A 14,890-nucleotide genomic window follows, 5' to 3' on the forward strand; every position below is an offset into this window, starting at 1 on the left:
TATATTTTTTGTGCAAAAATAGCAACACAAGTAAGAAAGCCCTATTTTGAGCGTAACATTTTTTGAATAAATTTACTAATTGATAAAAATCAGCGTATGTACATAGAACAGATTAAAACCAAAAACTACAATTACACTTTACATTTATTGTTGTATTTGATTGTTTTTGTGGGTTTTGCAGGATTAATGCTTATTAATTATGTAACCACAAGCGGAACCAATACCGAAGATTTAATTCACGGAATGATTGAACAATACGGAACCAATGTAACGTTTGTGATGATGGTTTTACCGCTATCCATTTTCTGTTTAGGCTTATTGTTTTGGGTGAAATTTTTGCACGGACAAAGCATCCGAAGCCTTACAACTGCTCGAAAAAAAGTAGACTGGAGCCGCATTTTCTTTGCTTTCTTTTTATGGGGAAGTATAACAACAATATTGACTGTTGCAGCTTACTACGCATCACCGGAAGATTTCGTTATCAACTTTGAATTGAAACCATTTTTAACGTTTTTGGTTTTGGCAATTATTCTGATTCCGTTACAGACGAGTTTTGAGGAATTTTTGTTCAGAGGTTATTTAATGCAAGGAATTGGTGTTTTTACTGGTAGCAGACTGATTCCTTTTGTAGTAACTTCGGTGTTATTTGGGTTGATGCACATTGCGAATCCTGAAGTTGGAAAACTTGGAATGACTATCATGATTTACTATATAGGAACGGGGTTTTTCTTAGGTTTGATTACTTTAATGGACGATGGTTTGGAACTTGCTTTAGGTTTTCACGCAGCCAATAATTTGGTAGGAGCATTGCTGGTTACTGCTGATTGGACAGCATTTCAGACAAATTCAATTTTTAAAGATATTTCCGAACCAAGCGCAGGTTTTGATGTAATTTTACCAGTTTTTATCGTTTTCCCGATTCTGACGTTCATTTTTGCCAAAAAATACAAGTGGACGGATTGGAACCAAAAACTATTCGGTAAGTTGCAGCAAACTACTGAAATTGAAGAAATTGGTGTGTAATGAACAATCGATTATGTCAAATACATCCTTCGTTTCAGTTTAATGGAAAATCGTACTCAAAAGCTGAATTTCTGGTTTTAGCCGAATCTTTTTTGAATTCTGAAGAAGACTATAAAGCCCAGTTTGGAAAATTCATTTTGGAATGGTTTGATACTAATGATTTTATCCGATTAACCACTTCAGGAACAACAGGAAAGCCGAAAGAAATTCAGTTGTTAAAAGAAGCGATGCTAAATTCTGCCTTAGCTACTTCAGAATTTTTTAATTTGACTGAAAGCTGTAAAGCGTTGCATTGTCTTCCTACACAATACATTGCCGGAAAAATGATGTTAGTTCGGGCGTTGGTTTGTGGTTGGGAATTGGATGTTGTTCCACCAAGTTCACATCCGCTTGACGGAAATGAAAAAGCGTATGATTTTGCCGCAATGGTTCCGTTGCAAGTTGAAAATTCGGTTGATAAACTCAAAAGAGTAAAACAAACAATAATTGGTGGCGCAAAACTGAATCCGATTTTAGCAGACAAGTTAAAACAATTACCGGTTTTGGTTTATGAAACCTACGGAATGACCGAAACCATTACGCATATTGCCGCTAAAAAAGTGCAAGAGGAAGCATTTTCAATTCTTCCAGGAATTGCAATACATAAGGATGAAAGAGATTGTTTAGTGATTGATGCGCCAAGACTTTCGGAGGAATTGATAGTTACAAATGATGTTATTGATTTGGTTTCGGAAAATCAGTTTATTTGGTTGGGAAGACATGATAATGTTATCAATAGCGGCGGAATTAAGCTTTTTCCGGAGAAAATAGAGGAGAAGCTGGCTTCCAAAATTTCAAATCGTTTTTTTGTAATCGGAAAGTCGGATGAAACCTTAGGCGAAAAACTGATTTTAGTAATTGAAGGCGAACCATTTGAATTACCAGAATCAACATTTGAAAATTTAGATAAATATGAAAAACCCCGAGAAATACTTTTCGTCTCGAAGTTTGTTGAAACCGAAACCGGTAAGATAAAACGAAAAAAATCAATACCATAAAAAAACCACAAAGCGCTTTCGTGTTCACATCGCCCCAATGACGAAGGTTAGCTATCTTTGTGGTTGGTTATTAAAAAAAGTTGTTTTCGCTACTGTTGCATCTTAAAGTAATAATCTGCTGAATGTTTTCCGCTTCCGAAGAACAGGAAGAACACACAAAGTATTAAGGTAACCGATGCCAGAATAAAATTCTGCGTATTAAAATCACCCATAAAATTTACTGCTACTGCACCTATGAGTATAGGTAATTGTGCCACAATAGACCATCGCGTAAGTAACCCAAAAGCAATCATTAGTCCACCCATCATATGAGCAGCAGCAATATAATGTATCATTAACATTTCGCCGCCAAAACTTCCGGCATGACTTAAAATCTCATGCAGATACTGACGGTTGGTGATAAATGAAATTCCTTTCACAATCAAAAAAATACCTAAAGCGATCCTTAAAATGTCTATAGGATAGCTGGTATGAGCATTCGCCCACTTGTTTAAATTTTTAACTGATTCCATAGCATAGTCGATTTGATTCACTTCTAAGGTACTCATTTTAAAGTGAATAGAAAAAATATTTTCGTTAAATCCGACTATTAAATCGACAAAATGTACAGAATTACCCTTTGGAAGTTTTAAAATACATCTTTTTAGTGTTAAACTCTACTTTGTCAGTAGTTGCCTTTTGAGGTAATTTCTGCCATGATGTTGTAGCCTTATAACGGAACGTTTTACCATCAATAGCATATTCAATCGGCATATCGAAATCGGATACATCGGTTTTCCAGCGAACTTCAATATTTTTCTTTTTCTGACGGAATTCCAAAACGGGAACATCTTTATATCTCAGGTATTGATTGAAAATAGGCGTAAGGTTTAATCCACTTTCTTTATTGAAGAAATCAACAACTGTTTGTGTTTCAATAATCTGATGGCGATACGTTTCGGAATATTTTAAAAGCATGGCCCACCATTTAGCATCGTCGTTGATTACGTGGCGAAGTGAATTCAGCATTAGCGAACCTTTGTCATACATGTCGCCTGAACCTTCATGATTTACTCCATAGTGACCAATTATTGGTTTGTCGTTGGACACATTCATTTTTTGCCCGTTGATGTACTGAATCGCTTTGTCATAACCTAATGTACATTCTACAAATACCGCTTCAGAATAGGTTGTGAAACTTTCGTGAATCCACATATCGGCAATGTCTTTGGAAGTTACACTGTTTCCGAACCACTCGTGACCGGTTTCGTGAATCGTAATATAGTCGAAGGTTAATCCGATTCCGGTATAACTTCTGTCCATTCCTAAATAACCTTTTCTGTATTTATTTCCATAAGCTACAGCACTTTGATGTTCCATACCTAAATAAGAAGTTTCAACTAATTTATAACCATCTTCTTTAAATGGATAGGTTCCGAATTTCGACTGAAAGCAATCCATCATTGGTTTTACTTCTTCGAAATGTTTGCGGGCTTTTTCTTCGTTGGCTCTTAAAACATAATAATCTAAATCTAATCCTTTGTAGTTGTCGTGAATGTGAATGTAATCGGCAATGTTTACTGTTACATCATAAGTGTTGATAGGGCTTTTAACTTCCCAATCCCAACGGGTGTAGCCGTTTTTTAAATCTTCGCTTCCAAGAAATCTTCCGTTGGACACATTCATTAATCCATTTGGAACAGCCACTTTTACTGAAGCGCCAAAATCAGGTTCGTCACTTTGTGTATCTTTTACCGGATACCATAAACTAGCGCCTGTTCCTTGAACAGCAACACCAATCCAAGGTTTGTTTTGAGTATCAGTAGTGAAAACAAAACCGCCGTCCCATGGAGCATTTCTTGCAATTATTGGTTTTCCGGAATAGTAAAAACGGATTTTATTTTCTGTTCCAGTGTTTAATTCAGTTGGGAAATCAATAAAAACAGCATGAAATTCTCTTTTATATTTTAATTGCTTTTTATTGAAAACAATACTATCAACCTTCATATTATCAAAAAGATCAATCTGAATTTTATTTGTTTGAGCAACAACTTTAAAAGCGATATCATTATGACCAACAATGGATTTGTCCTCAGGATTGATTTTGATGTTTAAATCATAACGTTGTACATCAAAATTGGTACGTTCAGGACGTAATCCACCTTGTAATGAATCTTTTCTAGTGAAATTCTGAGCCGAAATCGATTGAATTCCCAAAAGCAATGATGCTGAATAAAGTATGTTTTTCATAGTTCTAAAATAAAAAATCTGCTACAAATAATAAGTAGCAGATTTTATGTTTTTGTTACTGAAAGCGTTCTAATCCCAATTTTCTACATCTTCGTTGTATTTTCGGTATAAAATGTCTAGCTTTTCAGGATTTATTGTTCCGTCAGGATTTAATACTTTGTCTTTAAGCATCCACTTGATGAGTTTCTCACAGGATTTTCTTGAGTTAAAAAAAGAACCAATTTGCGCCACATCTCTTGATTTTACTTTTTTTCGCTCATTAATGAAGTTCAAAACGTAATAATCATCCATGTTGGAACTCGGTGTGTCATTATCCAACCATTTATAATGTAAAATTTCGTTTCCGTTCAAATCAAAAAAAGAGTGATTGATAACTGAAACTTTTTCATATTTCAGAAATTCTTTTCCGTCAAGGAATACTTTATCATCCTCAATTTTAATTTCCTGAGCGAAACAAACAGAAGATAATAATATACAAAGTGATGCTATTTTTTTCATATTTTGAAAATTAAACCTGAATCACACCTAAATTAAACGCTTTCTCAATAGGAGCGTGGTTTGCTGCTTCAATTCCCATAGAAATCCATTTTCTGGTGTCTAACGGATCGATGATCGCATCAGTCCATAAACGTGATGCAGCGTAATAGGGTGAAACTTGCTCGTCGTAACGTGATTTGATTTTGTTGAATAATTCTTCTTCTTTTTCCGGAGTGATTTCTTCGCCTTTGGCTTTTAACGAAGCGGCTTCAATCTGCATTAAAACTTTTGCGGCTTGAGCGCCACCCATTACGGCTAATTCTGCAGAAGGCCATGCGAAGATTAATCTTGGATCATAGGCTTTTCCGCACATTGCGTAGTTTCCAGCGCCATACGAATTTCCAACTACAACCGTAAATTTCGGAATCACAGAATTGGAAACGGCATTCACCATTTTAGCACCGTCTTTAATGATTCCGCCATGCTCTGATTTTGAGCCTACCATGAAACCAGTTACATCGTGAACGAATACTAATGGAATTTTCTTTTGATTACAATTTGCAATAAAACGAGTTGCTTTATCAGCTGAATCAGAATAGATTACACCTCCAAACTGCATTTCGCTTGGTTTGGTTTTTGCTCCGGTTGTTTTAACGATTTTACGCTGATTGGCTACGATTCCGACAGCCCAACCATCAATTCTGGCGTAAGCAGTTATGATGGATTGCCCGTAACCGGCTTTGTATTCATCAACTTCAGAATTATCAACCAAACGTTTAATGATTTCCATCATGTCGTATTGTTCGGCTCTCGATTTTGGTAAAATTCCGAAGATTTCGTTTTCGTCTAAAGCAGGTTTTTCGGCTTTAATTCTATTGTAACCGGCTTTTTCATAATCACCGATTTTGCCTACAACACTGCGAATTCTGTCCAAAGCATCTTTGTCATCTTTGGCTTTATAATCGGTGACACCTGAAATTTCACAGTGTGTTGTTGCGCCTCCAAGTGTTTCATTGTCAATAGTTTCTCCAATTGCGGCTTTAACTAAATAACTTCCTGCTAAAAAGATACTTCCGGTTTTATCAACGATAAGGGCTTCATCACTCATAATTGGAAGATAAGCACCTCCAGCAACACAACTTCCCATAACGGCAGCAATTTGCGTAATTCCCATGCTGCTCATGATAGCATTGTTACGGAATATGCGTCCGAAGTGTTCTTTGTCTGGAAAAATTTCGTCCTGCATCGGTAAATAAACTCCGGCTGAATCCACTAAATAGATAATCGGTAATTTATTTTCCATCGCAATTTCCTGTGCGCGAAGGTTTTTCTTAGCGGTAATCGGAAACCAGGCTCCGGCTTTTACAGTTGCGTCGTTAGCTACAATCACACATTGTTTTCCGTTGATGTATCCGATTTTCACGACTACACCACCAGAAGGACAACCACCGTGTTCTTTGTACATTCCGTCACCAACAAATGCTCCGATTTCGATACTTTTTGAGCCTTTATCTAATAAATATTCGATGCGTTCTCGGGCAGTCATTTTGCCTTCGGAATGCAGTTTTTCGATGCGTTTTTCTCCGCCGCCTAGTTTTACTTTGGCAAGACGTTGCTTTAAATCGGAAAGTAAAAGTTTGTTGTGATCTTCGTTTTTATTGAAGTTAATGTCCATTATGTAGTTATTTTTACTGTAAAACTGTAATTTTGGTTGGCTAAAATACGAAACCTTTTTGTTCTTTGGAAACAAAGTTTTTAGCTTTTGGAAATCGGTGTTTATTAAAAATGAATTGTCATTAACTTAACATTAACTTAACATTGCACCGGTACTTTTGCGGCAACAAATTAACACACACATGTCATTAAACAGTATTTTCCAATTTTTGGTACCGAAAGACAAGAAGTTCTTTCCTTTATTCGAACAAGCTGCAGTAAACTTAACATTGTTAGCTGAAACGTTACACGAAGCTGTAAATGCTCCTAAAAACGAAAGAGAAGATTACTACAAAAAGATTGAAGAATTAGAAGCAAATATTGAAGAGATTACGCATAAAACGCACCTTGAGTTGAGCCGTAACTTCATTACTCCGTTTGACCGTGAAGATATTCACGCGTTAATTAAAGCGATTGATGATGTAGCGGATTACATGCACGGTGGAGCAAGCAGAATGCGTTTGTATCAGGTTGAAAAAATCACGAAATCTATCCGTAAACTGACTGAGATTAACTTGGAAGCTTGTCAGTTAATTTCTGGAGCCATTCAGGATTTGAAAGGGATGAACAATTTGAAATCGATTACTGATGCTTGTAAGCGTATCAATAAATTAGAAAGCAAAGCGGATAATGTATTCGATAAAGCAGTTGCTGATATCTTCGAAAACGAAACCGATGCTAAAAATATCATCAAATACAAAGAAGTATTATCGTCATTAGAAACTGCTACAGATAAATGTAAAGGTGTGGCGAATGTTTTAGAGTCTATTGTGGTTAAACATTCTTAATCATCTTTTAATTATTCTGAACGTATTCTTATGGATTTTACGATATTAATCATAATCATTGTATTGGCCTTGATATTCGACTATATCAATGGTTTTCACGATGCAGCCAACTCGATTGCTACGATTGTGGCAACGAAGGTTTTAACACCATTTCAGGCTGTACTTTGGGCTGCGGTTTTTAACTTTGCGGCTTACTTCATTTCGAAATTCTGGATTGGAGAATTTAAAATTGGTAATACAATTGCCAAATCGGTTGATGAGAACTTTATTACTTTAGAAGTTATCCTTGCCGGATTAATTGCAGCTATCATCTGGAATTTACTGACTTGGAAATTAGGAATTCCGTCATCATCATCACATACTTTATTAGGTGGATTTATGGGAGCAGCTTTGGCTCATGCCGGAGCATTTTCAGCCATCATTAACGGTGAAACAGTTGATGTTATTAACTATGCTAAAGTATTACCAACATTCTTATTTATCTTCTGTGCGCCATTGGTCGGGATGTTTATGGCTTATATGATAACCATATTGATTCTGAACATTTGCCGAAAAGCAAATCCTCACAAGGCGGATAAATGGTTTAAAAAATTACAGTTGGTTTCTTCCGCTTTATTCAGTTTAGGTCACGGAGGTAATGATGCTCAGAAAGTTATGGGTATTATCGGTGCTGCAGTAATTTGTTATCACATGAATATCGGTGATCCGGCTTATGTGAACTTAGAAAGTGCTGATCGTTTTGCACATTTCGTAGACGATTGGGCTTGGGTTCCGTTAGTATCATTCGTTTTCATCGGTTTAGGAACATTGAGTGGCGGTTGGAAAATCGTTAAAACAATGGGTTCTAAAATCACGAAAGTAACACCTTTAGAAGGAGTTGCTGCTGAAACTGCCGGTGCTGTAACCCTATATTTAACAGAGCATTTAGGAGTTCCGGTTTCTACAACACATACAATTACCGGTTCAATTATCGGGGTTGGAATCACAAAACGTGTTTCTGCGGTTCGTTGGGGAGTTACTATCAGCTTATTATGGGCTTGGATTTTAACGATTCCGGTTTCAGCTTTAATTGCTGGTTTAATGTATTATTTGTTGAAGATTTTTATCTAAGCGATATTTTCAAAAAAACAAAATCCCGATGTCTTACATCGGGATTTTTTTATTCTTCCTCTTTCTGTCCCATCATCATCAGATAGGCTTTCAAGAATTCGTCAAGGTTTCCGTTCATGACGCCATCAACATCGCTGGTTTCGTAACCACTTCGAACATCTTTAATTAATTTATAAGGATGCATCACATAGTTACGGATTTGTGAACCCCATTCGATTTTCATTTTACTGGCTTCGATGTCAGCTCGTTGTTCCATCTGTTTTTTCAGCTCGATTTCATACAACTGAGAACGTAGCATTTGCATGGCTCTGGTTCTGTTATCTTGTTGTGAACGTGTTTCCGAACACTGAATCTGAATTCCTGTCGGTTTGTGAAATAACTGAACTTTCGTTTCCACCTTATTTACATTCTGACCACCGGCACCACTTGAACGCGACGTCGTGATTTCAATATCTGCAGGATTGATTTCAATTTCGATCGTATCATCCACTAACGGATAAACATAAACAGAAGCAAATGAAGTGTGTCGTTTCGCATTACTATCAAACGGAGAAATACGCACCAATCGGTGTACACCATTTTCGCCTTTTAAATATCCGAAAGCGTAATCGCCTTCAAATTCAAGAGTAACGGTTTTTATTCCGGCCACATCGCCTTCCTGAAAGTTCAACTCCTTGATTTTGTAGCCTTGTTTTTCGCCCCACATTAAATACATCCGCATTAACATCGAAGCCCAATCACAACTTTCTGTTCCTCCGGCTCCGGCAGTAATCTGTAAAACGGCGCTCATAGTATCACCTTCATCCGAAAGCATATTTTTGAACTCCAGATTTTCAATATGTAAAACGGTATTGTGGTATTGCTCGTCAACTTCGTCTTCGGAAACATCACCTTCTTTAAAAAACTCAAGTAGAATTTGAAGTTCTTCGGCCATGGTATTGCCTTTTTCGTAATCTTCTACCCATTTTTTCTTAGAACGCAGATTACGTACAATAACTTCAGCTTCTTTGGCGTTGTTCCAAAAGTCTGGCGCAAAGGTTTTTTCTTCCTCGTTGGTTATTTCGATAAGCTTCTTATCGATGTCAAAGATACCTCCTTAACGCACCAAGGCGCTCAATAATATCCTTAATCTGTTCGGTATTTACCATAAAAAGTATAATTTTATAGCCACAAAAATAGACATTCCTTTTTAGATATATGGAAATAAATTTAGTTAGCGATACGGTTACCAAACCAACACCGGAAATGTTGCAATATATGTTTCGCGCCAAAGTAGGAGATGATGTGTACAGGCAAGATCCAACCGCTGTAGAACTGGAAGAAACCGTGGCCGATTTATTTGGTAAAGAAGCAGCTTTATTTTTTCCGTCCGGAACTATGGCAAATCAGGCCGCTATTAAATTGCACACGCAGCCAGGTGACCAATTAATTTGTGACAAATGGGCGCATGTTTATTTGTATGAAGCTGGTGGAGCATCGTTCAATAGTGGTGTTTCTTGTTCTTTAGTGGATGGAAATCGTGGGATGATAACTGCTTCACAAGTTGAAGAACATTTAACCGATCCGGAATTTTATCACAACCCTAAAACTTCTTTGGTTTGCATTGAAAACACAACCAATAAAGGTGGCGGCGCTTGTTATGATATCGAAGAGTTGAAACGAATCAAACAGATTTGCACCGATAATAATTTAAAATACCATTTGGATGGCGCTCGTTTATGGAATGCTTTAGTGGCCAAACGTCAGCATCCGAAGCAATATGGAGAATTGTTTGATACGATTTCGGTTTGTTTGTCAAAAGGAATGGGAGCTCCGGTTGGTTCTTTGCTATTAGGTGATAAAGAAACGATTCATAGAGCTTTGCGGGTTCGTAAAGTGTTAGGTGGCGGAATGCGTCAGATTGGTTATTTAGCTGCTGCTGGTTTGTATGCACTTCAGAATAATGTTGGAAGACTGGAAGAAGATCATCGACGTGCTAAAGAAATTGGTGCTTTGCTACAGCAATTGTATTGGGTTGATAAAGTAGAACCGATTGAAACTAATATTCTTATCTTTTCAGTAAAACCACAATTTGATGAAAATCAGTTGATGGAAAAATTGAAGCAGAAAAACATCTACATCAGTTCGATGGGGAAAGGAAAATTACGAATTGTAACTCATTTAGACTACAAACAAGTAATGCACGATTACGTGATGGAAGCGTTACAGAAAATCGAACTTTAAAATTCTGCAGGTACTTCAAAAGTAACGATTTCTCTAGTTGCCGGGTGTTTGAATTCTATCCATTCGGCGTGAAGGTGTAATCGGTCGGCCTTGGTTCCGTATAAATCATCACCAATTATCGGACAATTCAATCCTAACGAATGAGAAGCGTGAACTCGTAACTGATGCGTTCTTCCTGTAATGGGCCAAAAATGAATTTTCGTTGTATTGTCATTTTGCGCCACAATCTGCCATTTTGTTTTAGCAGGTTTTCCGTATTCGTAGCAAACTAATTGTCGTGGACGGTCTTCTAAATCAACGCGTAACGGCAAATCAATTTCTCCGTTTACATTTTGAACTAATCCGTTAAGTAAAGCAGCATAACGTTTTTTAATAGTGCGTTTTATGAATTGACTTTGAAGAAATTTATGCGTGTCTTTATCTTTAGCAATAACCATGATTCCCGAAGTTGACATATCCAACCGATGTACAATCAATGGACCAGTTGCATTAGGATATTTTTGCTTCATTCGTTCATAAACCGAATCCGAAATTGTAATTCCAGGAACTGATAAAAACTCAGCAGGTTTGTTTACAATGGCTAAATAATCGTCTTCATAAACAGTTTCTAACGCAACTCCTTCCGCCGGATTTATAAGCATCGGATTGTCGTCAACTTGCAAACCTTCAAGCATGTGTCCTAAAATCGGTTCACATTTTCCGCGACAGGCAGGGTAATAGTGCCCGTGTTTTCGAATTTCAGATTTTGGCGATTGTCCCCACCAGAATTCGGCGATACAAATTGGTTCTAATTGATGCTGATAGGCATAATGCAATAATTTTGGCGCAGCACATTCTCCCGCAGCAGCAGGCGGTTTTCCCTGAACTGTATTTTTGAAAATATCGAATAAACTTCTCGTTTCGCCATTTGCATTTAAAAAGCTGTATTGCTCGAAAAGTTGTTGTTGAAGCGCATTGGATTTGTTTTTGCGCTCTTCTTTCAAAAAGCTGATTCTATTTCGGAAGACGTTGACGTTTTCTTCAATTTCAGCTAATTTAATTTCCCATTGACGTATGAAATCTTTTAAAAAGTAGGCTTGCTTTAGGCTTTCTTTTCGCAATTCCTCTAATAAGATTTCTAAATCAGAATCATCGATTCCTTCGGAAACCGCTTTTTCTCTTTGGGCTTTGCGTTCGTTTTTAGAAATCTTGATTCGCTTTTTGTAATCTGTTAATTCTGTTGAAAACCGGTGTTGCTCTTTTTTGAAAAAAGCTCCAAGTTCCAGATATTCTGAATTTTGTTCTAAACTTTCAAGTTCGGCATTGATCTGGTTTAAAACTTCTTCTTCTTTTTTGAAAAATCCGTCTTCAGTCAACATATCAAAAACCGGCGGAACAAACAAATCGTGGTGATTTTCTCCGGCCAACTTCCCTGAAAAAGCGCACAAATAACCTAGTTTTCCGTCTTGATTTCGAACCACTAAAACGCCAAACATTTTTCCGATAATCAAACCTTCCTGAGTTTCGTTTAAACCAAAATTATGCTCCCATTCGGATTGGTTTTCAAGATGATGTTGTAGTTCATTCGCAGCCAAAATCGCTAACGGATGCGGCTCGTAATAAAACGGAAAGGTGAACCGCTCCGGCAAAGCATGAGAATTGACATCCTCTTTAAAAGGGATAAAACAAGTCGTTGTGTCTTTTTCGGAAAGATCCATTTTTTAAATTATTTAAACATGTCTAAACCAGGAATGTTCGGCATACCTTCTTTGGCAACGGCTCCTAATTCAGCTTCGTTTACATTGGTTGCTTTTTCGATGGCTTTGTTCATAACTAAAACCAAATAATCTTCTAGTTGCTCTTTGTCTTCTAATAAAGCATCATCAATCGCGATGGATTTTACTTTGCGATTAGCAGTTAAAGTTACCTTCAAAAGCCCGTCGTTGCTTTGTTCGTCAATTAAAACAGTATCTAATCGTTTCTTAGTATCTTCAATTTTTTGTTGGGTTTCTTTTAGTTTTCCCATCATACCCATGATGTCTCCAAACATGTTGATAAATTTTATAATTACAGAACTGCAAAATTAGTAAATTGCTTAGAGATAATAGTATCTTGAATTATGAAAAAACAATTCTTTTTTAGTTACGTTTGCCTTATTTTTGCGGGCTCGAATGCACAAAATAAAACATCAAAAATGAGTGATAAATTACTTCCGCCAGTTGCTGCAGTTAAACCCAAAAAACTTGAAAAACACGGTCATGTAAGAACTGATAATTACTATTGGCTAAATGAAAGAGAAAACACGGAAGTGATTGATTATCTGAATAAAGAGAACGACTATTACAAAAAAATGACAGCACATACCGAGCAATTTCAGAAAGATTTGTTCGATGAAATGAAGTCCAGAATTAAAGAAGATGATAGCTCGGTACCGTATTTATATAACGGATATTACTACATAACTCGCTACGAAATTGGAAAAGATTACCCGATTTATGCCCGAAAAAAGGGGAGTCTTGATGCTAAGGAAGAAATCATGTTCGATTGCAACGAAATGGCGAAAGGACATGCTTATTTTCAGTTAGGAGGATTGAATGTAAGTGAAGACAATAAATGGTGTGCTTTTGGTGTGGATACGGTTTCCCGAAGAGAATATACGATTCAGATTAAAAATTTGGAAACAGGTGAAATTCTTCCGGTGAAATTAGAAAAAACAACTGGTGGTTCAACTTGGGCTGCGGATAACAAAACCTTGTTCTACACAAGAAAAGACCTAGTAACGTTACGTTCTGAGAAAATCTATAAGCATAAATTAGGTTCTGATGCCAAAAATGACGCCTTGGTTTATCATGAAAAAGACGATACATTTTCGGTTTACATCTACAAAGAAAAATCTAAAAAATACTTGGTAATTGGTTCTAACAGTACGATGACTACAGAATATCAGATTTTGGAATCCAATACTCCTGACGGTCAGTTTCGAGTGTTTCAGAAGAGAACCAGAGGTTTAGAGTATAACATTTCACATTTCGGAGACAGTTTTTACATCGTAACCAATAAAGACAAGGCTACGAATTTCAAAGTGATGAAAACGCCTGAAAACGCTACTGCTAAAGAAAATTGGACGGATTTGATTCCGCACAGAAAAGAAACTTTGGTGGAAGGCATCGAAATTTTCAGAGATTATTTGGTAGTGGAAGAGCGCAACAACGGTCTAAACAAAATCCGAATCATGCCTTGGAGCGGAAAAGGGGAATATTATTTGCCTTTTGAAATCGAAACGTATACCGCTTATACTTCTACAAATGTTGATTTTGATACGGAAATTCTTCGTTATGGATATCAGTCGATGGCAACTCCGTCTTCGGTTATCGATTTCAACATGAAAACCAAAGAAAAAACCATCATGAAAGAACAACAGGTTCTGGGTGGAAAATTCGACAAAAACAATTATACGGAAGAACGTGTTTGGGCAACAGCTCAGGATGGAACCAAAGTACCAATTTCTATTGTGTACCGTAAAGGAATCAAAAAAGATGGTAACAATCCGTTCCTTTTATATGCTTACGGTTCGTATGGTTCTTCGATGGATCCTTATTTTTCGTCCATCCGCCTGAGTTTGTTAGATAGAGGTTTCATTTATGGAATAGCTCATATTCGCGGAGGGGAAGATTTAGGTCGCGAATGGTATGAGAACGGAAAATTATTGAAGAAGAAAAATACGTTCACAGATTTCATCGACTGTTCCAAATATGTGATTGAACAGCAATATACTTCTGAAAAACATTTGTATGCAGAAGGTGGTTCGGCCGGTGGATTATTAATGGGAGCAATCATCAATATGGCACCAAATTTGTACAATGGCGTAATCGCACAGGTTCCGTTTGTGGATGTGGTGACAACAATGCTGGATGATTCGATTCCGTTAACAACAGGTGAGTACGACGAATGGGGAAATCCGAATGACAAAAAATATTACGATTATATGTTATCATATTCACCTTATGACAATGTAGTGAAACAAAAATATCCTAACCTTTTGATAACGACTGGTTTACATGATTCTCAGGTACAATATTGGGAACCGGCGAAATGGGTTGCTAAATTACGTACATTAAAAATAGGAGATAGTCAATTGTTTTTGGATACCAACATGGAAACCGGTCATGGTGGTGCTTCCGGGCGATTTGAAGCGATAAAAGAAGTAGCTAAAGAGTATACTTTTTTGTTAGATTTAGAAGGAATTAAAAAGTAGATAAAGTTTTTTTTATACATTTGCAAGGTTGTGAGTATGTCAAAAAATGATTAAAT

The 14,890-nt window shown here is 36.8% G+C and carries 13 protein-coding genes; 6 read left to right on the forward strand and 7 right to left on the reverse strand.

Annotated elements, in window-relative coordinates; translation table 11 throughout:
• The first annotated feature begins 96 nt into the window (after window positions 1-96).
• Both RUH60_RS04070 and RUH60_RS04075 read left to right on the forward strand, forming a co-directional pair.
• Window positions 97-1,023 carry a CPBP family intramembrane glutamic endopeptidase gene (locus RUH60_RS04070; protein ID WP_313805692.1) on the forward strand — a complete coding sequence of 309 codons (927 nt, stop codon included), beginning with the start codon at window positions 97-99 and terminating at the stop codon, window positions 1,021-1,023.
• Complete coding sequence (locus RUH60_RS04075) at window positions 1,023-2,060, forward strand: AMP-binding protein (RefSeq protein WP_313805694.1); 1,038 nt, start codon at window positions 1,023-1,025, stop codon at window positions 2,058-2,060. The genes RUH60_RS04070 and RUH60_RS04075 overlap by 1 nt, the downstream gene beginning before the upstream one ends.
• A gap of 89 nt (window positions 2,061-2,149) precedes the next feature.
• On the opposite strand, the gene RUH60_RS04080 is transcribed toward RUH60_RS04075, so the two are convergent.
• The 4 genes from RUH60_RS04080 to RUH60_RS04095 form a co-directional block, all read right to left on the reverse strand.
• Window positions 2,150-2,572: a DoxX family protein gene (locus RUH60_RS04080; RefSeq protein WP_313805767.1), complete on the reverse strand. Its 423-nt coding sequence runs from the start codon at window positions 2,570-2,572 to the stop codon at window positions 2,150-2,152.
• 100 nt (window positions 2,573-2,672) lie between these two features.
• Window positions 2,673-4,289: a M1 family metallopeptidase gene (locus RUH60_RS04085; protein ID WP_313805696.1), complete on the reverse strand. Its 1,617-nt coding sequence runs from the start codon at window positions 4,287-4,289 to the stop codon at window positions 2,673-2,675.
• A 69-nt stretch (window positions 4,290-4,358) separates the two neighbouring features.
• Window positions 4,359-4,787 (reverse strand): hypothetical protein, encoded by a 429-nt coding sequence (locus RUH60_RS04090; protein WP_313805698.1) that lies wholly within the window; start codon window positions 4,785-4,787, stop codon window positions 4,359-4,361.
• 10 nt (window positions 4,788-4,797) lie between these two features.
• Window positions 4,798-6,441 (reverse strand): acyl-CoA carboxylase subunit beta, encoded by a 1,644-nt coding sequence (locus RUH60_RS04095; protein WP_313805700.1) that lies wholly within the window; start codon window positions 6,439-6,441, stop codon window positions 4,798-4,800.
• 181 nt (window positions 6,442-6,622) lie between these two features.
• Between RUH60_RS04095 and RUH60_RS04100 the strand changes: the two genes are divergently transcribed.
• Both RUH60_RS04100 and RUH60_RS04105 read left to right on the forward strand, forming a co-directional pair.
• Window positions 6,623-7,267 carry a DUF47 family protein gene (locus RUH60_RS04100; RefSeq protein WP_313805702.1) on the forward strand — a complete coding sequence of 215 codons (645 nt, stop codon included), beginning with the start codon at window positions 6,623-6,625 and terminating at the stop codon, window positions 7,265-7,267.
• 30 nt (window positions 7,268-7,297) lie between these two features.
• The gene (locus tag RUH60_RS04105; RefSeq protein WP_313805704.1) at window positions 7,298-8,377 is read left to right on the forward strand and encodes an inorganic phosphate transporter; all 1,080 of its coding nucleotides are present in this window, start codon (window positions 7,298-7,300) and stop codon (window positions 8,375-8,377) included.
• A 49-nt stretch (window positions 8,378-8,426) separates the two neighbouring features.
• Here the strand turns inward: RUH60_RS04105 and prfB are convergent.
• A protein-coding gene (gene prfB, locus RUH60_RS04110) for a peptide chain release factor 2 (protein ID WP_313805706.1) occupies window positions 8,427-9,525 on the reverse strand; the annotation gives its coding sequence in 2 pieces (ribosomal slippage) (window positions 8,427-9,461 and window positions 9,463-9,525; 1,098 coding nt in all).
• 49 nt (window positions 9,526-9,574) lie between these two features.
• Between prfB and RUH60_RS04115 the strand changes: the two genes are divergently transcribed.
• The gene (locus tag RUH60_RS04115; RefSeq protein ID WP_313805708.1) at window positions 9,575-10,600 is read left to right on the forward strand and encodes a GntG family PLP-dependent aldolase; all 1,026 of its coding nucleotides are present in this window, start codon (window positions 9,575-9,577) and stop codon (window positions 10,598-10,600) included.
• Here RUH60_RS04115 and RUH60_RS04120 read toward each other — a convergent pair.
• Together RUH60_RS04120 and RUH60_RS04125 are read right to left on the reverse strand one after the other, a co-directional pair.
• A complete protein-coding gene (locus RUH60_RS04120; protein ID WP_313805710.1) occupies window positions 10,597-12,297 on the reverse strand; it encodes an RluA family pseudouridine synthase in 1,701 nt (566 codons plus the stop codon). The genes RUH60_RS04115 and RUH60_RS04120 overlap by 4 nt on opposite strands.
• Before the next feature lie 8 nt (window positions 12,298-12,305).
• A complete protein-coding gene (locus RUH60_RS04125; RefSeq protein WP_313805712.1) occupies window positions 12,306-12,629 on the reverse strand; it encodes a YbaB/EbfC family nucleoid-associated protein in 324 nt (107 codons plus the stop codon).
• A gap of 69 nt (window positions 12,630-12,698) precedes the next feature.
• On the opposite strand from RUH60_RS04125, the gene RUH60_RS04130 reads away from it, so the two are divergent.
• Window positions 12,699-14,834: a S9 family peptidase gene (locus tag RUH60_RS04130; RefSeq protein ID WP_409559652.1), complete on the forward strand. Its 2,136-nt coding sequence runs from the start codon at window positions 12,699-12,701 to the stop codon at window positions 14,832-14,834.
• Window positions 14,835-14,890: the final 56 nt, after the last annotated feature.

The sequence above is a fragment of the Flavobacterium sp. genome (assembly GCF_032153895.1).
GTDB lineage: Bacteria > Bacteroidota > Bacteroidia > Flavobacteriales > Flavobacteriaceae > Flavobacterium.